Annotated in this window: 15 protein-coding genes; 5 read left to right on the top strand and 10 right to left on the bottom strand. The window is 73.1% G+C overall.

Annotated elements, in window-relative coordinates:
- Positions 1-462: 462 nt before the first annotated feature.
- Entirely contained in the window at positions 463-1,503 is a 1,041-nt protein-coding gene (locus tag K7862_RS27310) for an ADP-ribosylglycohydrolase family protein (RefSeq protein ID WP_222967180.1), read from the bottom strand.
- A gap of 79 nt (positions 1,504-1,582) precedes the next feature.
- Here K7862_RS27310 and K7862_RS27305 point away from each other — a divergent pair, with 79 nt between their 5' ends.
- The 5 genes from K7862_RS27305 (at position 1,583) to K7862_RS27285 (ending at position 6,460) form a co-directional block, all read left to right on the top strand.
- Positions 1,583-2,050 carry a GNAT family N-acetyltransferase gene (locus tag K7862_RS27305; protein WP_222967178.1) on the top strand — a complete coding sequence of 156 codons (468 nt, stop codon included), beginning with the start codon at positions 1,583-1,585 and terminating at the stop codon, positions 2,048-2,050.
- Between the two features lie 237 nt (positions 2,051-2,287).
- Positions 2,288-2,662 (top strand): DUF2255 family protein, encoded by a 375-nt coding sequence (locus tag K7862_RS27300; protein WP_222967177.1) that lies wholly within the window; start codon positions 2,288-2,290, stop codon positions 2,660-2,662.
- Positions 2,663-2,859: 197 nt separating this feature from the next.
- Positions 2,860-4,137 (top strand): DUF8814 domain-containing protein, encoded by a 1,278-nt coding sequence (locus tag K7862_RS37850; protein WP_372461687.1) that lies wholly within the window; start codon positions 2,860-2,862, stop codon positions 4,135-4,137.
- 99 nt (positions 4,138-4,236) lie between these two features.
- Complete coding sequence (locus K7862_RS27290; protein ID WP_222967176.1) at positions 4,237-5,088, top strand: alpha/beta hydrolase; 852 nt, start codon at positions 4,237-4,239, stop codon at positions 5,086-5,088.
- Positions 5,089-5,254: 166 nt separating this feature from the next.
- Positions 5,255-6,460 carry an alpha/beta fold hydrolase gene (locus tag K7862_RS27285; protein ID WP_222967175.1) on the top strand — a complete coding sequence of 402 codons (1,206 nt, stop codon included), beginning with the start codon at positions 5,255-5,257 and terminating at the stop codon, positions 6,458-6,460.
- A 28-nt stretch (positions 6,461-6,488) separates the two neighbouring features.
- Here the strand turns inward: K7862_RS27285 and K7862_RS27280 are convergent, their stop codons facing one another.
- The 9 genes from K7862_RS27280 to K7862_RS27240 form a co-directional block, all read right to left on the bottom strand.
- Entirely contained in the window at positions 6,489-7,400 is a 912-nt protein-coding gene (locus tag K7862_RS27280) for an aminoglycoside phosphotransferase family protein (protein WP_308012215.1), read from the bottom strand.
- Positions 7,401-7,593: 193 nt separating this feature from the next.
- Positions 7,594-9,156 carry an alpha-L-arabinofuranosidase B gene (locus K7862_RS27275; RefSeq protein WP_222967174.1) on the bottom strand — a complete coding sequence of 521 codons (1,563 nt, stop codon included), beginning with the start codon at positions 9,154-9,156 and terminating at the stop codon, positions 7,594-7,596.
- Positions 9,157-9,256: 100 nt separating this feature from the next.
- Complete coding sequence (locus K7862_RS27270; RefSeq protein ID WP_222967173.1) at positions 9,257-10,273, bottom strand: ABC transporter permease; 1,017 nt, start codon at positions 10,271-10,273, stop codon at positions 9,257-9,259.
- Complete coding sequence (locus K7862_RS27265; protein ID WP_308012214.1) at positions 10,270-11,850, bottom strand: sugar ABC transporter ATP-binding protein; 1,581 nt, start codon at positions 11,848-11,850, stop codon at positions 10,270-10,272. The genes K7862_RS27270 and K7862_RS27265 overlap by 4 nt, the downstream gene beginning before the upstream one ends.
- Before the next feature lie 68 nt (positions 11,851-11,918).
- Positions 11,919-13,073 carry a substrate-binding domain-containing protein gene (locus K7862_RS27260; protein WP_222967170.1) on the bottom strand — a complete coding sequence of 385 codons (1,155 nt, stop codon included), beginning with the start codon at positions 13,071-13,073 and terminating at the stop codon, positions 11,919-11,921.
- A 514-nt stretch (positions 13,074-13,587) separates the two neighbouring features.
- Positions 13,588-15,096, bottom strand: coding sequence for an L-arabinose isomerase (araA, locus tag K7862_RS27255; RefSeq protein WP_222967168.1), 1,509 nt, complete (start codon positions 15,094-15,096; stop codon positions 13,588-13,590).
- 3 nt (positions 15,097-15,099) lie between these two features.
- The gene (locus tag K7862_RS27250; RefSeq protein ID WP_222967166.1) at positions 15,100-15,810 is read right to left on the bottom strand and encodes an L-ribulose-5-phosphate 4-epimerase; all 711 of its coding nucleotides are present in this window, start codon (positions 15,808-15,810) and stop codon (positions 15,100-15,102) included.
- Between the two features lie 153 nt (positions 15,811-15,963).
- On the bottom strand, positions 15,964-17,616 hold the full coding sequence (gene araB, locus K7862_RS27245; RefSeq protein WP_222967164.1) for a ribulokinase: 1,653 nt from the start codon (positions 17,614-17,616) through the stop codon (positions 15,964-15,966).
- A 72-nt stretch (positions 17,617-17,688) separates the two neighbouring features.
- The gene (locus K7862_RS27240; RefSeq protein ID WP_222967163.1) at positions 17,689-18,744 is read right to left on the bottom strand and encodes a LacI family DNA-binding transcriptional regulator; all 1,056 of its coding nucleotides are present in this window, start codon (positions 18,742-18,744) and stop codon (positions 17,689-17,691) included.
- Positions 18,745-18,761: the final 17 nt, after the last annotated feature.

Raw genomic sequence — 18,761 nt, 5'->3', positions numbered from 1 at the left:
GCCGCCTCTGCGACTCCCGGAACGGTCAGAGACGTGATCCATGCGCATGCTTCCTCCTCATGGGGGGTGGGGGGAGGCGCCACGGTCCAGCGGCGCGGCCGCCGGTGTCAGGGGGCGGCGGCCGCCGCGTGCCGGGTCGTGCATGGCGCCGGGTGCGACCGCCCGCCGTGCGCCCGGCGGCCGGTCGGTGGATCACGACGTGCTGATCCGGATCGACGGAGAGTGAGCTCTGTCGACGGCGCCCAGTGTTGATCCGGCCCCGGCGGGTGTCAACGGTTTCGGCAATCTCAGCGAAACGATCGAACGCCCTGCGGAGACGAGAGTGTGACATAGTCCCAGTTCAGGGCTGACGGGACGTCAGACTACCGTTCGGAAATTTCCCCCCGGCGGAGACAGGGGATCAAGGCGCGACTCCCCACTGCGAAACTTTCGGAGCCCAGTGTGGGACTGGATGACAGTGCGTCAGGCGTCCCAGGCCCGGCCCAGCGCCAGCAGCCGCTCGCGGTACTCGATGGCCCGCACCCACTCCTCAGGCCACGCCTCGGCACCGTGGCGGGCCCCGGCGAAGGCGCCCGCGAGGGCCGCGATGGAGTCCGAGTCGCCGGACGAGTACGCCGCCCGCCGCACGACGGCCTGGGGCTCCTCGGGCAGCATCAGGAAGCAGTACAGCGCCGTCGCCAGCGCCTCCTCGGCCACCCACCCGGCGCCGGTGGCCAGGCACGGATCGGCCTCCGGGTCGGGAGCGGCCAGCGCGGCCTCCAGCCGGTCGAGAACCGTCAGGCACTCGTCCCAGCCGCGCGCGGCGAACGCCACCGGGTCCGGGTCGTGCGCCCGGTCGGCCAGGTCTCCGAGCCAGTCGGCCCGGTAGTCCTCGCGGCTCTTCACCGCGTGCGCCCGCAGCGCCGGCACCAGCTCGTCCGGCTCGGCCCCCTGTGCCAGGATCCGGACGGCCTCCGCGGTCAGATCGCTCGCGGCGAGCGCCGTCGGATGTCCGTGCGTCAGCGCCGCCTGCAACTGGGCCGCACCCGAGCGCTGCCGTGCGTCGAGTCCCGGGACGAGACCCAATGGCGCGACGCGCATGTTCGCCCCGCAACCCTTCGAGCCGATCTGGCTCGCGTCCTGCCAGGCCCCTCCTCGGTCCAGCGCCTCGCAGGCCCGCAGACACGTCGTCCCCGGCGCCCGGTTGTTGTCCGGCGAGAAGTACCAGGCGACGAACCGGTCACGCACCGGCGGCTCCATCCGCTCCGCCGTCAACGGGCCGCCGGACAGGGCGTCGAGCAGCCCCTCTCCCAGGGCCAGCGTCATCTGGGTGTCATCGGTGACCCAGGCCAGGCCCGAGGAGAGCGGCAGGGCCATGGTCCGCCACGGCCCGCACTTGGCCTCGATCCCCGCCATGCCGTTGAACTCGGTCGGGAAACCCATCGCGTCCCCGAACGCCAGCCCCAGCAATGCCCCCGTCGCCGCCTGCTGCACGCCGCCCCCACTCCCCTGTCCGCCCCGCATGAATGCCCAGGTCTACCGCATCGCGGCCGGAGGGGTGGGCACCGGGGAGGCGGGGACAGCGGTGTGATGGGGTGGGGGGATGAACGAGATCACCCTACGGCGGGCCCGTGCCGCCGACGTGCCCGCCATCGTCGCGCTGCTGGCCGACGACGCGCTGGGGCGGACGCGGGAGTCGCCCGGCGACCTGGCGCCGTACGAGACGGCCTTCGCCGAGATCGACGGCGACCGGCAGCACCTCCTGGTGGTGGCCGAGCGGGAGGACGCCGTGATCGGCACGGCGCAGCTCACCTTTCTGCCGGGCCTGTCCCACCGGGGTGCGACCCGGGCGCAGATCGAGGCGGTGCGGATCGGCGGCACGGCCCGCGGTACGGGTCTGGGCAGCGCCCTGATCGAGTGGTGCGTCGAGCGGGCCCGTGAACGCGGCTGCTCGATGGTCCAGTTGACCTCGGACGCCTCCCGCACCGACGCGCACCGCTTCTACGAGCGCCTCGGTTTCCGTCCCACCCACGTCGGCTTCAAGCTCGATCTGACCGGAACCGCGCATTGACCGACGGCGCTGGGCGCCGTCTTCGTGCGGGGGCGTCGCGCCATCCGGTCGCCCCTCGGCGAGGCGCGGGCCAGGGCCGGGCAGGCCGCACCGCCCCGGCACGACCCGGACCCCCGGCGGCCGGTGCGGGAACCCGGATGGCCCGCGCGGGCGACCCGCACGGACCGTCCGGGCTTGCGCGCGGCCCGGTTGTGGCCGATCACGGGGAGGAGCCCCGTCCCCATGGAAGGAAGTCCCATGACCGCCTGGACCGCCGCGGAACTCGACCGGATCTCCGGCAGCGACGAGTTGGACGTCGCCCCGCTGGACAGTGACGGCGACCTGCGCCCGCCCACCACCATCTGGGTCGTGCGGGACGGTGACGAGCTGTACGTGCGGTCCTGGCGCGGTCAGGGCGGCGTCTGGTACCAGGCCGCACGTTCCAGCCACGCCGGCCGCATCACCAGCGGCGACATCGCCAAGGACGTCACCTTCACCGAGGAGCGCGACCCGGTCGTCAACCAGCGCCTGGACGCGGCCTACCGCAGCAAGTACAGCCGGTACACCAGCTACGTCGCGCCGATGGTCGCCGACTCCGCCCGGGCGGCCACCCTCAAGGTCCAGCCCCGCTGACGCCCGCTTGATCCGACCGCCCTGCCGGCGGCCGGGCCCACCCGTCCCCCGGGCCCGGCCCCTGGCACGCTACTGCCATGTATGCGTCAAGTCTTGCCGCGCGCTTCCGGCCGTGGATAGCCTCCCTCCGGCTCGGCTGAGAAAACGATTTCACGCATCCACTCCCCGCCGGACGAATTGGAAGCTGCGAGGTGCCCATGCACGTGGCGAGGCGACGCACCCCTCTCGTACTGACCGCTCTGGGCGCCCTGACGGGCTCCCTGCTGCTGCAGGGCGCAGTGCAGGCGCGCACCGCCCCGGAGCCCGCCGCCGCCCGCGCGGGCACGAGCTGGTCGGTGGACCTAGGGGCCGCCACGGCCGACCGGAGCAACACCGCGGTGGCGGGCGGCCGCCTGACGGTCCGCGACCTGCGGGCGCACCCGGCGGCGATGCCGGCGGGCCGCTCGTACGCCGAGTACACCGCGCCGAGTTCCGCCCTCGGCCGCACCGTCGGCGCGCTGACCGTGGACACCAGCGCGACGCACCCCCAGGGCTCCACCGTGGAGACCGACATCCGCGGGCAGGACGCCTCGGGCGTGTGGAGCCAGTGGACCACCGCCGCCGACGGCGCCACGGTCGCCTTCGCGGCCCCGGTCGGCACCGTGCAGGTCCGCCTCGTGCTGACCGCACCCGCCGGAGCGCCCGCGCCCGCGGTGTCGGCGGTGCGGCTCTCGGAGGCCGCGACGCCGCTGACCTCGCGCGCCGCACCCCTGACGTCCGTCACCTACCGGGTCTTCGCCACCCGGGAGGGCCTGGTCGGCGGCACCACCGCGAACGGTCACGTGATCGCGAACCGCGACCACTTCGTGGCGCTGCCGTCCCGCCGGCTGCTGGACTCCAACGGCAGCACCACGTACCAGGTCCGGGTCTGCCACGGCAGCCGCTGCGAGACCGCCCCGATCTGGGACGTCGGCCCGTGGAACACCACGGACGACTACTGGAACCCGTCCGGGGTGCGCCAGTCCTGGGGTGACCTCCCGCAGGGCACACCGGAGGCCCAGGCTGCCTACCAGAGCGGTTACAACGGCGGCCACGACCAGTTCGGCCGGTCGGTGTCCAACCCGGCCGGCATCGACCTGGCCGACGGCACCTTCTGGGACGGCCTGGGCATGACGGACAACGACTGGGTCGACGTCACCTTCGACGTCGCGTCCGCGCCGGCCACCAAGTACTGGGTGGACACCTTCGCCAACGCCCCGGTCTACGCGTCGGCGACCAGCACCACGCAGACCGGCACGCTGAACGCGGGGACCGACTACGTCTACTGCAAGGTGTGGGGCCGCATGATCGGCACCAGCACCTCCTACAACCACTGGTGGCTGCGGACCGACCCCGACGTCGGGCCGGCCGGCCAGTACGTGTCGGCCTACTACCTCTCCCGCTGGGGGAACGACGAGGCCAAGGACAACAACGGGACTGTGGTTCCCGACTGCTGAGCCACCTCCCCCCTCCCCGCGCCCCGTCAGGGGCACGCACCCGCGCCCCGCCGGGCACGTCGCAGCCCGGCGGGGCGCGGGTGTTCCTAGGATGACCGTGTGACGAGTGGGAGCAGGCCGGGAGGGCCCGGCGGGCCGCACGCGGTCGAGGTCGAACGCGGTCTGCGCTACGCGACGGCCGGCGGCACGGAACTGCGGCTCGACCTGTACCGCGCCGCACGACCGGACAGCCCCGTCGTAGTCTACGCCCACGGCGGCGGCTGGAGCAGAGGGGACCGCGGCGAGGACGGCGAGAAGCGGCTGGCCCCGCTCGCCGCCCACGGGGTGACCGTGGCCTCGGTGGACTACCGGCTGGCCCCCGCGACGGTGTTCCCCGGCCAACTGCACGACCTCAAGGGAGCGGTGCGCTGGCTGCGCGCCAACGGGACACGCCTGGGCCTGGCCACCGAGCGGCTCGGCGTGTGGGGCGCCTCCGCCGGTGCGTACCTCGGATCACTGCTTGCGCTGACCACCGACGATCCGGCCCTGGAGGGCACGACCGGCGGCAACCTGGACCGCTCCAGCGCCGTCCAGGCGGCGGTGCACTGGTTCGGGCAGGCGGACCTGCGCGCGTCGGCCGCCCGCAGCGGGATCGAGACGCGCCTGCTGCCGTTCCGGTTCGAGGCGGATCTGCTCGGCACCGCGGAGCCCGCGGAACTCGCCCGCCGGGCCGGGCCGCTGAGCCTGTTGTCCCGGGTGTCCGCGCAGGCGCCGCCGTTCCTCGTCGCGCACGGCGACCGCGACCGCATCGTGCCCTGGTCCGAAGGGCTCGCCCTGCACCAGGCGCTGAGCCACGCCGGGGCGGACAGCCGCTTCGAACTGCTCGGCGACGCCGGTCACGAGGACGAGCGGTTCGACGGCCGGGCGTCCCTGGCCTCCACCGCCGCCTGGCTGCGCGCGGTCCTCACCTGACAGGCGCGGGCGGGTACTGCCGTGGGAGTAGGGGCGGTGACTTCCTGAGCACGATGCCGGGCGGCCGCGGCCGTACGATGCTGAGTGCCATGCCGATCCCCCTGACCTCCTCCCCCGCCGCCGCGTCCGCGCCCGGCTCCCCGCACACCTCGGGGGCGGTCGCGTCGTGAGCCGCACCCTGACGCCCCGGCGCGGCGACGGCGACAGTACGGAGGGCGGGTCCGGCGCGCCGGCCCGGTCCGGAGTGCGGGAGACCCTGGTCCGTGGTCGTGCCGGCCTGCGGCGGGCGTTCCGGGTCGGCCGCGGGCGCTCCGGCCACCCGGCGGCCGGCGGCCCCGACGGAGCGCGGCCCGATGCCGAGGCCGAAGGCGCATCCGGGCCGGGGCGGCCCCGGCTCAGGCGGTGGGTCCGCCGGATCGCCCTGTGCTGCGCCCTGGTGTGGGTGGCGCTCACCGCCGCGTCCTTCGCGTACAACGGGGTGACGTCCGGACGCCCCGCTCCCCCGCCGGGCCTGCGTTACGTCCAGGCCGCGGACATCAGGACGCGCTACCAGGTCTGGGGCACGACCGGATCGCCGGTGGTGCTGGTGCACGGTGCCTTCGAGACCGTGGACACCTGGTCGCGGCTGGCGCCGCTGCTGGCCCGTGACCACCGGGTCTACGCGCTGGACCTGACGGGCGACGGCTACAGCGAGCGCCGCGGCCCGTACACGGTCGGGCACTTCACCCGTCAGCTCCTGGGGTTCCTCGACGCGATGCACCTCGGCGGCACGGACGCCGCCACGCGGCCGCTGCTCGTCGGCCACTCCAGCGGCGCGGCGGTCGCCGCCGAGGCGGCCCTGCGGTCGCCCGGCCGGATCGGCGGCCTGATGCTGCTCGACGGCGACGCCCTCGACACGGGCGCCGGGCCGCCGAAGGCGCTGAAGTACGTGCTGATCGACCCCTACCGCACCACACTGCTGCGGCTGGGGCTGAGCACCGACGCCTTGATCCGGCGGCTCTACGACGCGCAGTGCGGGCCCGCCTGCCCGCGGCTGGACGCCGCGGGCGTGGACCGGTGGCGCCGCCCGCTGCAGGTCGCCGGCGCCGAGGGGGCGTTGTGGACCATGCTCGGGGAGGGGGTGCCGGGGCTGCCGGCCGCGCAGGTGGCCCGGCTGTCGGCGGTGGCCGTGCCCAAGTCGGTGGTGTTCGGCGCCCAGGACGACGTCTTCTCCCGGCAGACCCCCGCGGAGACGGCCCGCCGCGTCGGCGCGCCGCCGCCGACGCTCATCCCCGGCGCGCGTCACCTCACGATGATCTCCAGCCCGGCCGTGGTGGCCACGTCGGTGGAGTCGCTGGCCGAGCGGGTCGCCCGTGCCCAGGGCGGGAGCTGAACGCCCCGACGCGGACGGCCCGGGTCGGCTATCCGGCCAGTGCCTGGGTGATCTGGCGGGTGGTCGCCTGGGCCACCCGGGGGTTGACGGCGGCGTAGGACACATGGGCGTTGACCGCGCCGGCCAGGGCCCAGCCCCGGCCGCGGGCCCACGTCGCGTCGTCCACCCCCAGCCGTGCGCGGAAGGCGGCTCGGGCGGTCGCCGACATCAGGCTGAACGCGACGGTGAGGTCGGGAGCCGGGTCGCCCCGGCCGAGACTGCCGAAGTCGATGACCGCGCTGAGCCGGCCGCCGGTGGTCAGCAGGTTGCCGGTGTGGAAGTCGCCGTGCACCCAGACGGGCGGGCGGTCCCACGCCGGGGCGGCGAGTGCGGCGTCCCACAGCGCGTCCATCGCCGCCGTGTCGAAGAGACCGTCGAGGCGGGCGATGGCGGTCCGGATGTCCGCGTCGCGCTCGGCGAGCGCCGGGACGGCCAGGGCTCCGTCGCCGGGGTCGGCGTCCTGCCGGGGCGCGGGGCGGGCCCGCTGCAACGCCAGCAGGAACTCGGCGAGTTCGACGGCGGCCGCGGTGGACGCGCCGAGCGCCCGGACGGTGGCCACCTCACCGTCCAGCCATCGCGAGACGGCCCAGGGGTAGGGGTAGCCGAGGTCGGGGGTGCCGACCCCGAGCGGTTCGGGAACGGCCAGCGGAAGATGCGGCGCGAGCCGGGGAAGCCAGGTGAGTTCCTTGGCGGCCTGGCCGATGGCCCCCGCGTGGCACGGCAGCCGCACCGCGAACTCCGGTCCGAGCCGGTGGATCACATGGTCGGAGCCGGCCGGTTCGAACCGCTGCAGCGGCAGGTCCGCCCATTGCGGGAACTGCCGGGCGACCAGCGCCCTGACCAGCGCGGTGTCGATCGCGGGACGGGCTCGGCCGGGTGCCGCCTCGGTTGTCAGAACCACTCCTGTGCGGTGCGGGCCCGCCTCTGGGCGTCGGGCCGTCGCAGGCCATCCCAGCGTGTGGTGCCGGGTGTTGTCGACCGGATTTCCTTGCGGCCACGGCCGGGTGCCGCGCCGTTCACCGACGGGGTCGCCGCAAGCGTGCGGGGCCGCACCGCTTCGGCGGTGCGACCCCTGGCGGGGAGGTTCGGGGAGGTCAGGCCCAGGCCTGGGCGACGGCCCAGCTGGTGTCGTCGCTCCAGGCCGTGGCACTGTCCCAGGCGTTGGGGCCGCCGTTCGTGGCGAGGTAGACGGTGTAGTCGTAGTGCCGGATGTAGTGGTCGGGGTAGTTGACGGCGGGGAAGGACAGGCCCTGGCCGTTGTTGCCGGCCTGGGGGCAGAAGGTGGCGTCCTGCGCGAACTGCGAGGTCCCGTCGTTGGCGTTGAGACGGAGCTGGAAGTTGGAGTGCCGCAGGTACTGGCCGGAGTCGTTGGCGGACTCGAACGACACGCAGGCGCTGTTGGACAGCCCGGCCCGCACGATCCAGGTCGCGTCGGCCTTGTCCGTCGCCGGACTGGACGAGGAGATCGCGGAGATGACCACGTTGCTGTCGGCGTCGTCGTGCCGCAGGTAGTCGGACGTGCAGCACGCGGTCGTGGCCCGCAGCGAGAGCCGCTGGCCCGGCGTCAGACCGCCCGTGCCGGAGGACCCGTTGGCGTAGCCCACGGAGGCGATCTCGGCCTGCACCGCGTTCTCGGTGGTGTCCGACGGATAGCCGGAGGTCATCACGCCCTCGTAGAAGGTGCCCGCGGACCCCTTGCTGTTGTCACCGCCGATGCCGAGGATGATCGCGCCCTCCTTGTGCATCGGGTTGTAGCCGGAGACGTTGGGCCGCACGCCGCTGTAGTACGTCGACAGGCCGCCCGACTGCGCGTTGCCGCCGCGGATGGCCCACTGGTTGGGGCCGCCCTTGACCATGGCGGTCAGATAGCGGTTGTTCACCGTCGGGTCGTTGGCGTTGTAGTGCTGGTTGACGCCGGAGAACAGTCCGTTCTCCAGATCGGCCATCACCCAGGGGCCGTTGCCCGCGCCGTAGCCCCACACCTTGATGTTGCCGAAGTAGATGGCCTCCATGTGGCCGTTGCCGGTGTCGTTGTTGCTCGTCTCGGCGTTGCCGTAGTCGAAGCAGCAGCCGCCGTTGTAGTGCGTTCCGTCCAGGACCGCGTACATGCCCTCCGGCTGGTCGCCGGTCGCGATGCCCGACGTGTGGTCGTCGCGGTAGCCGGTGCCCGGTGCGACGAACACGCCGTACGCCTTGTGGCCGGCGACCGTGGTCGGCGCGGACGTGGCGTTGGCGAGGTTGTCGGGGCCGCCGGCCGCGCCGCCGCCGGGCGCCTGGGTGAGGTTGTTGCCCCGGCCCGACTGGTCGTAGAGGACGGTGATGACACAGGTGGTGCCGGCGCAGAACGAGTCCTGCGCCGCGGCGTTGGCGTATCCGCCGGCGCTCAGCAGCCCGATGTCCCGGGTGCTGTTGTCGGACGAGCGCCTGACCTGGTACAGCGGGCCGTTGTACGACGCGTACAGCGCCCGTGTGGTGCTGTGCGCGGCGACGCACGGCGTACCGCCCGACGCGTAGATGTCGCAGGGCAGCGAACCGGCCGCCGGTGACGGCGTGGTGCCGCCCACCAGGACGCCGGCGACCAGCGCGACGGCCGCGGCCGCGCTCAGCGCCCAGGTCCTCAGACGGCGCACCAGTGGGACGGGTGCCGATGGCAGCATAAGCTTCCTCCTCGGGAGTGGGGGGACGCCGCCCGTTGCGGCGCCCGGGGAGGCATGACCGGAGGCGGTGCCGACGGGAATCCCCGGCCACGCGCGGGAGTCAACCGCGTCGGGCCACGCTTCTGGCGCGCAGCCGGTCGGCGGTGATGGCCAGGCCCAGGACACAACCCAGCACGATGTTGGTGTAGTTGGAGTTGATCTGCAGGGTGGTCAGGCCGTTGTTGATCAGTTCGAGCAGCACGGTGCCGGCCACGATGCCGAGGATCCGGCCCTGGCCGCCGGTCAGGCTCACGCCGCCGATGACCGCGGCCGCGATGGCCGACAGCTCCCAGCCGACGCCGACGCCGCTGGCCGAGCCCACACCCATCCGGCCGAGCACCAGGATTCCGGCGAAGGCGGACAGCAGCGAACTGGTGACGTACATCGACACCACGCGCCGGTCGCCGCGGATGCCGGCCAGCCGGGCGGCCTCGGGGTTGCCGCCGACCGCGTACACCTGCCGCCCGGCGTAGGTGCGTTCCAGGAAGAACCAGGCGGCGACCGCGACCACCGCGAAGATGATGAGCGGCAGCGGCACCTGCGCGACGTAGGTCTGCCCGAGGTCGCTGAACGTCCCGCCGATGCCGGTGATGGAGGTGCCGGAGGTGATGGCGAGCGTGACGCCCTGCGCCACGGTGTACGTCACCAGCGTGACGACGAACGGCGGCATCTTCAGCCGCGTCACGGCGAGTCCGTGGACCAGTCCGACGGTGCCGGCGATCGCCAGGGTGACCAGGATCGCCAGGACCGGCGGCAGCCCCGCCCTGACGTTGAACCAGGACATCAGGATGACGCTGGTGCCCAGCAGCGCGCCGACCGACAGGTCGATGCCGCCGGTGAGGATGACCAGGGACTCGCCGATGGCGATCAGCCCGTACTGCGCGAGGTCGAAGCCCATGCCCTGGAGGTTGACGGCGCTGGCGAACGTCGACTTGTCCAGGGCGAGGGAGACGAAGACCACCACGCAGGCGGCGACCACGCCGACCTCGGGGGTCTCGGCGAGCCGGCGCAGCAGCGGTCTGCGCGGCTCGTCTCCGGCGACCGTGCCGCTCGGCGCCGGTGCGGTGCTGGTGTTCATGCGCTTGCCTTCCCTTGCGTCAACGCACCGGTGGTCGAACCGGCGGCCGCGGTCATGATCACTTCCTTGCCGAACCGCTCGCGCGGGATGTCCGCGACGACCCGGCCGTGGGCCATCACCACGATCCGGTGGCAGATCCACAGCAGTTCCTCCAGTTCGGAGGAGGCCACCAGGACCGCCAGCCCGTCCTGGGCGGCCGCGTCGATCAGGCTGTAGATCTCGGCCTTGGCCCCGACGTCCACTCCGCGGGTGGGCTCGTCGAGCAGCAGCAGTTTCGGCTGGGCGGCCAGCCAGCGGCCGAAGACCGCCTTCTGCTGGTTGCCGCCCGACAGGTCGCTGATCGGCTGTTCCTGGCTGTGCAGCCGCACCCCGAGGTCCTTGACGATCCGGGCGGCGTGCGCCTTGTCGCTGCGCGGCCGCAGAACGCCGCGGGTGCTGATGCGCCGCAGCGTCGCCAGGGTGACGTTCCAGCGCACCGAGTGGGACGGCAGCAGCGACTGCTCCTTCCGGTCCTCGGGGACCAGGCCCATCCCGGCCCCGACGGCGTCGGCCGGGTGGCGGGGACGGAAGTCCGCGCCGTCGAAGGTGACCGTGCCGCCGGTGCGGGGCTGGGCGCCCATCACGGTGTGCAGCAACCGGCTGCGGCCGGACCCCATCAGCCCGGCCACGCCGACGATCTCGCCGGCCTTCACGTCGAGGTCGACCGGTCCCAGGCCGTCGGCGGTCAGCTCCCGTACCGACAGGGTCGTCGTGCGCTCCACCGACGGGGGCGGGGTGAGGTCGGCGCGGGCCAGTTCGGCCCCCACCATCTCGCGGATCATCCGCTCCTCGGTGGCCTCGGCCGGCGTCAGGTCCGCCACCAGCCGTCCGGTGCGCAGCACCAGCACCCGGTCGGCGACGGCCTGGACCTCGTCGAGCCGGTGGCCGATGAAGAGCACGCAGCCGCCGGCCCGCGCGTGCGCCCGGGCCAGGTCCAGGACCCGTTCCGCCTCGACGGGCCCGAGCGACGACGTCGGCTCGTCGAGGATCAGCACCACCGGGCGGTGGCCCCAGGCCTTGGCGATCTCGATCATCTGCCGGACCGGCACGGGGAAGCGTTCGACGGGACGGTCGACGTCGACGCCCTTGACGCCGACCTCGGCGAGCAGGGCGCGCGCCTCGGCCCGGGTGCCGGACCGGTCCACGATCACCCGGCCGAGCCGCTGGGACGCCGCACGTGCCGGGCGCCGGCCGAGCAGCAGGTTCTCCGCCACGCTCAACTGGCCGACGAGCGGGAACTCCTGGGCCACCAGGGCGACGCCGAGCGCCTGGGACTGGTCGGGCCGGCCGGGATGAAGCCGCTGCCCGGTGATGTCGATGGTCCCGGTGGTCGGGGTGACGGTGCCGGAGAGCACGCCCATCAGCGTGGACTTGCCGGCGCCGTTCTCCCCCACCACGGCCACGATCTGGCCGCGGACCAGGTCGAGGCTCGGGATGTCCAGGACCTTCACCGGGCCGTAGGACTTGCTGACGTCCCGGAGCGAGACGGCGGTGTCGCCGGCCGGTGCGGGCTGCGCCGCCCCGGACGCGGCGCTCACCGCCGGTCCGGGGCCCGCCGCGGTCCCGGGGCCGGAGCCGGGACCGGGCGCGGGCGCGGGCGTGTCCGTCATCCGATGCCCAGGGACGTCAGCTTGGCCTGGTAGTCCGTCAGGTTGCCACCGGTGACCAGGCCGACGCCCGAGGAGAGCGTGCTGCCGTCGGACTCCAGGTACGGCTGCACCAGCTTGAGGGTGGCGTCCTTGCCGAGCACCTTCAGCGCGGCCAGCAGATACGCCCCGGTGTAGCCCTGCTGGTAGGGCTCCTGCACCACGGTCGCCTGGATGACGCCGGACTTGATGAACTTCAGCGTCTGCGGGTCGCTGTCGTCGGAGACGACCTTCACCCGGCCGGACTTGCCCGCCGCCTGGACGGCCTGGCCGGCCGAGGGGCCGTCGTAGGAGTACACCCCGTACAGCCCGTTGATGTTCGGGTTGGTCTGGATCGCCGTCTGGGCGTTGGTCAGGGCCTTGGAGGCGTCCATGCCGTCGGACAGCTTCTGGACGACCTTGATGTCGGTTCCCTTGAGGGCGTCCTCGAATCCCTGGATCCGCTCCACGGCGTTGGACGTCGTCAGCGAGCCGACCAGCACGACCACCTGGCCCTTGCCGCCGAGTGCCTGCTTCATGGCCTCGCCGGCCTTCTGCCCGGCCTGGTAGTTGGGCGTGCCGAGGTAGAGGGCGGCGCCGTCCTCCTTCGGCAGCGGCGAGTCGATCGCCAGCACCGGGATCCCCGCGCTGTTCGCGGAGGCGATCGGCGCCTTGATCGCGGTCGGGTCGATCGCGGACACGCTCAGACCGGTGATGCCCTGGCCGCGGAGCGTCTGGATGATCGACAGCTGCTGGTCCAGCCGTCCGTTCGCCGGCGCCTGGTAGGTGCCCTTGACCCCGAGGTCCGCCAGACCCTTGTTGAAGCCGATCTTGCCGGCGTTCCAGTAGTCGACGGCGACGTTGACGACCATCGCCTCGCGCAGCTTCGACAGGTCCTTGCCGGCCAGCGCGGACTTCAGTGCCGCGTCCAGCTTCGCCAGGTTGGTGTCGTTGAAGGTGATGTCGCCCTTGATCGAGACGGCGGCGGAGCTGCTGCTCGTCCCCTTCCCCGCGTCGGACGTCGAGCCGCCCGCTCCGGTCTTGCTGCAGGCGCCCGCGGTGGCGACCACGGCGACCACCATCGCGGCGGCGCCCCAGCGCCCGACTCTCCGACCACCCGACCGCACATCTCGCATGATCAACATCCTGTTCAGGAACGGCCTCTCGGCCTGTTAGCGCTCACACACTGTGGGAGCAGGGTTGTTGTGCCGCCGACATCTGACGCCCTGGAACCGCACATGCCCCGAACTCGGCGTCGTGCAGGTGGGACAGCCAGGTATCGGGTCGGTCAGGGCCTGACCGAGAGGAGGGGCAGCCGTGACACCGCTTCCTCCTTGCGCTCCATCGCTAGGCAGAGATTGTTAGCGTTCACCGGAGTCGCGTCAAGGTGTCGCGCGGAAGAAAAAACCGTGGGATCGTGCACGTTCTGTGGCCGCGTCAGGGCAGGCCGGAGCGGCGGGCGGACAAGGCGTGCCCGCCACCTGCGCGGCCCGGCCCGGGCGCGTCCCGGACGGCGACGGCGGCAACCGCCCGCCCGCGCGCGGAGATGGCGACGGCGGGCGCACGACCGGGTGTTCACGCTCACGGACGGACCGGCGCGGTGCCGGCCGCCCGCGGAGCCGGCACCGCGCGCCCGGCTGATCCGTGTGCTCACAGCCCGCCGGCCAGGCGGTAGTACGCCTGGTTCCAGCGGATCTCCTTGGTGAACTGCCGGATGGTGGTGCCGGCGTCGATCAGCAGCAGTTCGGTGCCGAGCATGTCCGCGAGGTCGCCGAGTTCCTCGACGCCCACGGCGCTGGACAGGACGGTGTGGTGCGGGCCGCCGGCCGTCAGCCAGGCCTCGGTGGAGGTGCGCAGGTCGGGTGCGGGCTTCCAGACGGCGCGCGCCACGGGCAGGCGGGGCAGCGGTTCGCCCGGCGGGACCACCTCGATCTGGTTGGCGACCAGCCGGAACCGGTCCCCCATGTCCGCCAGACCCACCACCACGGCCGGTCCGGGCGCCGCGTCGAAGACCAGCCGGACCGGGTCCTCCCGGCCGCCGATGCCCAGCGGGTGGATCTCGCAGGACGGCCGGCCGTCGGCGATGCTCGGGCACACCTCCAGCATGTGCGCGCCCAGGATCACCTCGCTGCCCGGGACCAGGTGGTAGGTGTAGTCCTCCATGAAGGAGCTGCCGCCGGGCAGTCCGGCTCCCATGACCTTCAGGGTGCGCAGCAGGGCCGAGGTCTTCCAGTCGCCCTCGCCGCCGAAGCCGTAGCCGTCGGCCATCAGCCGCTGCACGGCCAGGCCCGGCAACTGGCGCAGCCCGCCGAGATCCTCGAAGTTGGTCGTGAAGGCGCCGAAGCCGCCGTCGCCGAGGAAGGCGCGCAGGCCCGCCTCGATGCGGGCGGCGTAGCGCAGGGAGTCGTGCCGGTCCCCGCCGTGGCTGAGTCCGGGCGCGAGCCGGTAGGCGCTCGCGTACTCCTTCACCAGCGCGGTGACCGTCGCGTCGTCGGCCGCGTCGACCGCCGCCACCAGGTCGTTGACGCCGTAGGTGTTGACGGACACGCCGAACCGCAACTGGGCCTCGACCTTGTCGCCCTCGGTGACGGCGACGTCCCGCATGTTGTCGCCGAACCGGGCCAGCCGCAGGCTGTGCAGCGCCTCGAAGCCGAGTGCCGCCCTCATCCAGGCGTGGATCCGCCTCGACACAACGGGGTCGGACACGTGCCCCGCGACGGTCTTGCGGGCCACGCGCAGCCGTGTCTGGACGTAGCCGAACTCGCGGTCGCCGTGGGCGGCCTGGTTGAGGTTCATGAAGTCCATGTCGAGCGTGGCCCAGGGCAGTTCGGCGTTGGCCTGGGTGTGCAGGTGCAGCAGCGGCTTGCGGAGGAGATCCAGTCCGGCGATCCACATCTTCGCCGGGGAGAAGGTGTGCATCCAGGCGATGAGGCCGACACAGGACGCATCGGCGTTGGCGGCCAGGACGGTGGCGGTGATGGCGGCCGCGTCGGTCAGGACCGGCTTCCACACGATCCGCACCGGGGTTCCGGGCACCTCGGCGAGCTGCCCGGCGATCGCCCGGGACTGCGCGGCGACCTGGGCCAGGGTCTCCTCGCCGTACAGGCCCTGGCTGCCGGTGAGGAACCACACCTCGCGCTCGATCGGCGGCGTTGTCATACGTCAGACTCCTCGCGGGGTGGACGGGCCGGGCTGGCCGTAGACGTTCTGGTAGCGGTCGTAGAGCCGGTCGACGGCGGACCGGTCGATGGGCTGCGGCTCACCGAGCTGGCGGGATATGTGCACGGTGCGGGCGACGTCCTCGCACATCACGGCCGCCTTCACGGCGGCGCGCGCGTCGCGGCCGATGGTGAAGACACCGTGGCTCTTCATCAGCACCGCGGGTGAGCGGTGGCCCTTGAGCGTGTCGACGATGCCGCGGCCGATCGAGTCGTCCCCGATCAGCGCGAACGGTCCGACCGGGATCTCCGCGCCGAACTCGTCGGCCATGGCGGTCAGCACGCACGGCACCGGCTCGCCCCGGGCGGCCCAGGCGCTGGCGTACGTGGAGTGGGTGTGCACCACGCCGCCGACGTCAGGGAGGTGGCGGTAGACGTAGGCGTGCGCGGCGGTGTCGGACGACGGGGACAGTTCCCCGTCGACGACCTCGCCGTCCAGGTCGCAGACGATCATCGCCTCGGGGGTCAGCCGGTCGTAGTCGACGCCGCTGGGTTTGATGACGAACAGGCCGGCGTCCGGCACGCGCGCCGAGACGTTGCCTGCCGTCCACACCACCAGCTGGTACCTGACCAGATCCTGGTGCAGCTCGCAGACCTCGCGCCGCAACCGGGCCACGCTGTCCGCGACGGGAGGCGGAAGGGAATGTTCGGGCATCGGCGACCTCGGGGGGAACTCGGCGGGACTCGGGGGAACTCGGCGGGAACTGATTGGAATTCGGAAACAGGAGAACGACGAAGCAAGAGGGCCGTTGAGGGTGAGCGCTCACAAGGTGAGCGCTCACAATCCGGGCCCGTTGAAGCGGTGGGCTCAGGTCGCGGCCCGCAGGGCGCGCAGGCGGTGCATGACGTCGCTGCCGCCCCGGCCGAAGTGGTCGTGCAGGGCGCGGTATTCGGCGAACAGGGGCTCGTAGGCGGCGGCCCGCGCCGGGTCGGGCGTGAAGGCGTGCCGTTGCAGGCGGCCCATGGCGGCCGAGGCGGCACGGATGTCGGGGTGGACTCCGGCGGCGACCGCGGCGTGGATGGCGGCGCCCAGTGCGGGCCCCTGCTCGGAGGCGAGGACGTTGACGGGACGGTTGAGCACGTCGCTGTAGGTCTGCATGAGGAAGCGGTTCCTCAGCAGCCCGCCCGCCGCCGTGAAGTCGGTGACCGGCACGCCGGCCTGCTCGAACGCCTCCACGATGGTGCGGGTGCCGAAGGCCGTGGCCTCGACCAGTGCGCGATAGACGTCCTCGGGGCGGGTGTCCAGGGTCAGCCCCACGATCAGTCCCGACAGGTGGTGGTCCACCAGGACCGACCGGTTGCCGCTGTGCCAGTCCAGGGCGAGCAGGCCGTGGCCGCCGACCGGCTGGGCGGCCGCCTTCTCGGTGAGCAGTTCGTGCACGGAGATGCCGCGCCCTCGGGCCTCGGCCGCGTAGGCGTGCGGGGCGGCGGTGCGCACCGCCCACGCGAAGATGTCGCCCACGCCGCTCTGGCCGGCCTCGTAGCCCCACAGGCCCGGTACGACGCCGTCGCGGACCACACCGCACATGCCCGGCACTTCGGCCAGCACGTCCGAGTTCATGATGTGGCAGGTGGACGTGCCCATGATCGCCAGCATGTGGCCGGGGTCGAGGGCTTGGGCGGCGGCGCTGGTGACATGGGCGTCGACGTTGCCGACGGCCACCACTGTCCCCTCGCGCAGGCCGGTCAGCGCCGCGGCGGCCGCGCTCAGCTTGCCCGCGGGGGCGCCGAGCGCGGAGAGCGGGTGGTCGAGCTTGGCGGTGAATCCGGCGAAGTCCGGGTCCAGCGAGGCCAGGAACGCGGCGTCGGGGTAACGGCCGTCCTGGTGGACGCCCTTGTATCCGGCGGTGCACGGGTTGCGGTTCTCCTCGCCCGTGAGCTGCCACACGATCCAGTCCGCCGCCTCGATCCAGCGGTCGGCGGCGTCGTACACCGCCCGGTCCTCGCGGAGCACCTGGAGGGCCTTGGCGTACTGCCACTCGCTGGAGATCCGACCGCCGTAGCGGGCCAGCCACGCCTGTCCCGACTCCTCGGCCCGGCGCACGATGAGGTCGGCCTCCGGCTGGGCCGCGTGGTGCCGCCACAGCTTGGGATAGGCGTGCGGCCGGTCCCGGTACCCGGGGAGTTCGCACAGCGGTGTGCCGTCCCAGGTGGCGGGCAGCACGGTGCAGGCCGTGAAGTCCGTGGCAATGCCCACCACTTGGCGCGGGCGCACGCCGGCCGCCTCCAGCGCGCGGGGCACCGCGAACCGCAGGACGTCCCGCCAGTCCTGGGGTATCTGCAGGGCCCAGTCGGGCGGCAGCGCGGCGCCGCCGGGGAGCGCCTCGTCCACCACGCCGTGCGTGTACTCGTGGACCGCGCTGCCCAGTTCACGGCCGTCCGCGGTGTCGACGACGAGGGCGCGGCCGGACAGCGTCCCGAAGTCGACGCCGACGGTGACGGACGGTGGATCGGTCGTCATGGCTGTCTCCAGTGAGAGCAGGGGTCAGGTCCGGCCCACCGCGGCCGGGATCCGTGACCGGGTGTCGGGACGTCAGGACACGGTGCTGCTGCGGACGATGAGCCGGGGCTCGATCACGACGCGCTCGGCCTCGGACCGGCCCGGGGAGTCCAGTCGCCGGGTCAGCAGGCTGATGCTGGCCTTGCCGACCGCGGCGAAGTCCTGGCGGACGGTGGTCAGCGGGGGTGCGAAGAACTCGGCCTCGGGGATGTCGTCGAACCCGGCGATGGCCACCTGGCCCGGAACCGAGAGGCCCGCCTCGCGGAAGGCGCGCATGACACCGAGCGCCATCTGGTCGTTGGCCACGAACACCGCGGTGACGTCGGGCGAGGAGCGCCGGGCCTGGCCGGCGGCGACCCGCCCGGCGAGTTCCTGACCGGCCCGGTAGCCGGACAGCGGCGTCCAGTCCCCCACCAGCGGCGGCGGCACCTCGACGCCGGCCTCCTCGAGCGTGGCGCGCCAGCCGCGCACGCGCGCCTCGGCCTCCAGCCAGTCCGAGGGTCCGGCGACGTGCCAGACCGTGCGGTGCCCGGCGGCCAGCAGGTGGCCGGTGGCCAGCCGGGCGCCGAGGTCCTGGTCGACCGAGACACCCGCTATCGGCAGGGAGTGACCGCCCTCGACGGTCACCACCGGGAAGGGCAGGCGGAGTTCGGCGAGCGCCTCGACGGCGGCGCGATGCGGGACGATCACCACGATGCCCTCCACCCCCCAGTCGCTGAGATGGTCGATCGCCTCCTCCAGCGCCTTCGCGGTGTACTGGCGGAGGGTCACCGCGGAGACCATGTAGCCCTCGCTGCGGGCCGCCTCCTCCAGGCCGAACAGGGTGCTCGCCGGGCCGAACAGCGTGGGGTTGCAGGCGACCACGCCGAGCGTGAGCGTGCGGCGGGTGACCAGCGCGCGGGCCGAGGAGTTCCGGCGGTACCCGAGCTGCTCGATCGCCCGCTGCACCTCGGCACGGGTGGTGTCGCGTACATTGGGGTGGTCGCTCAGCACGCGGGAGACGGTCTGGTGCGACACCCCGGCGAGCTTGGCGACGTCCGCCATGGTGGGGGCCCGGCGAGGGCCGGTGCTCTCCGCGGTCTGGGACATGGTTCTCCGATCCGTGA

The sequence above is a fragment of the Actinacidiphila acidipaludis genome, from assembly GCF_019890725.1.
In the GTDB taxonomy this organism is placed as follows: Bacteria; Actinomycetota; Actinomycetes; order Streptomycetales; family Streptomycetaceae; genus Actinacidiphila; species Actinacidiphila acidipaludis.
The sequence above is the reverse complement of the archived record's forward strand: the minus strand, read 5'-3'. Positions and strand labels throughout refer to the sequence as shown.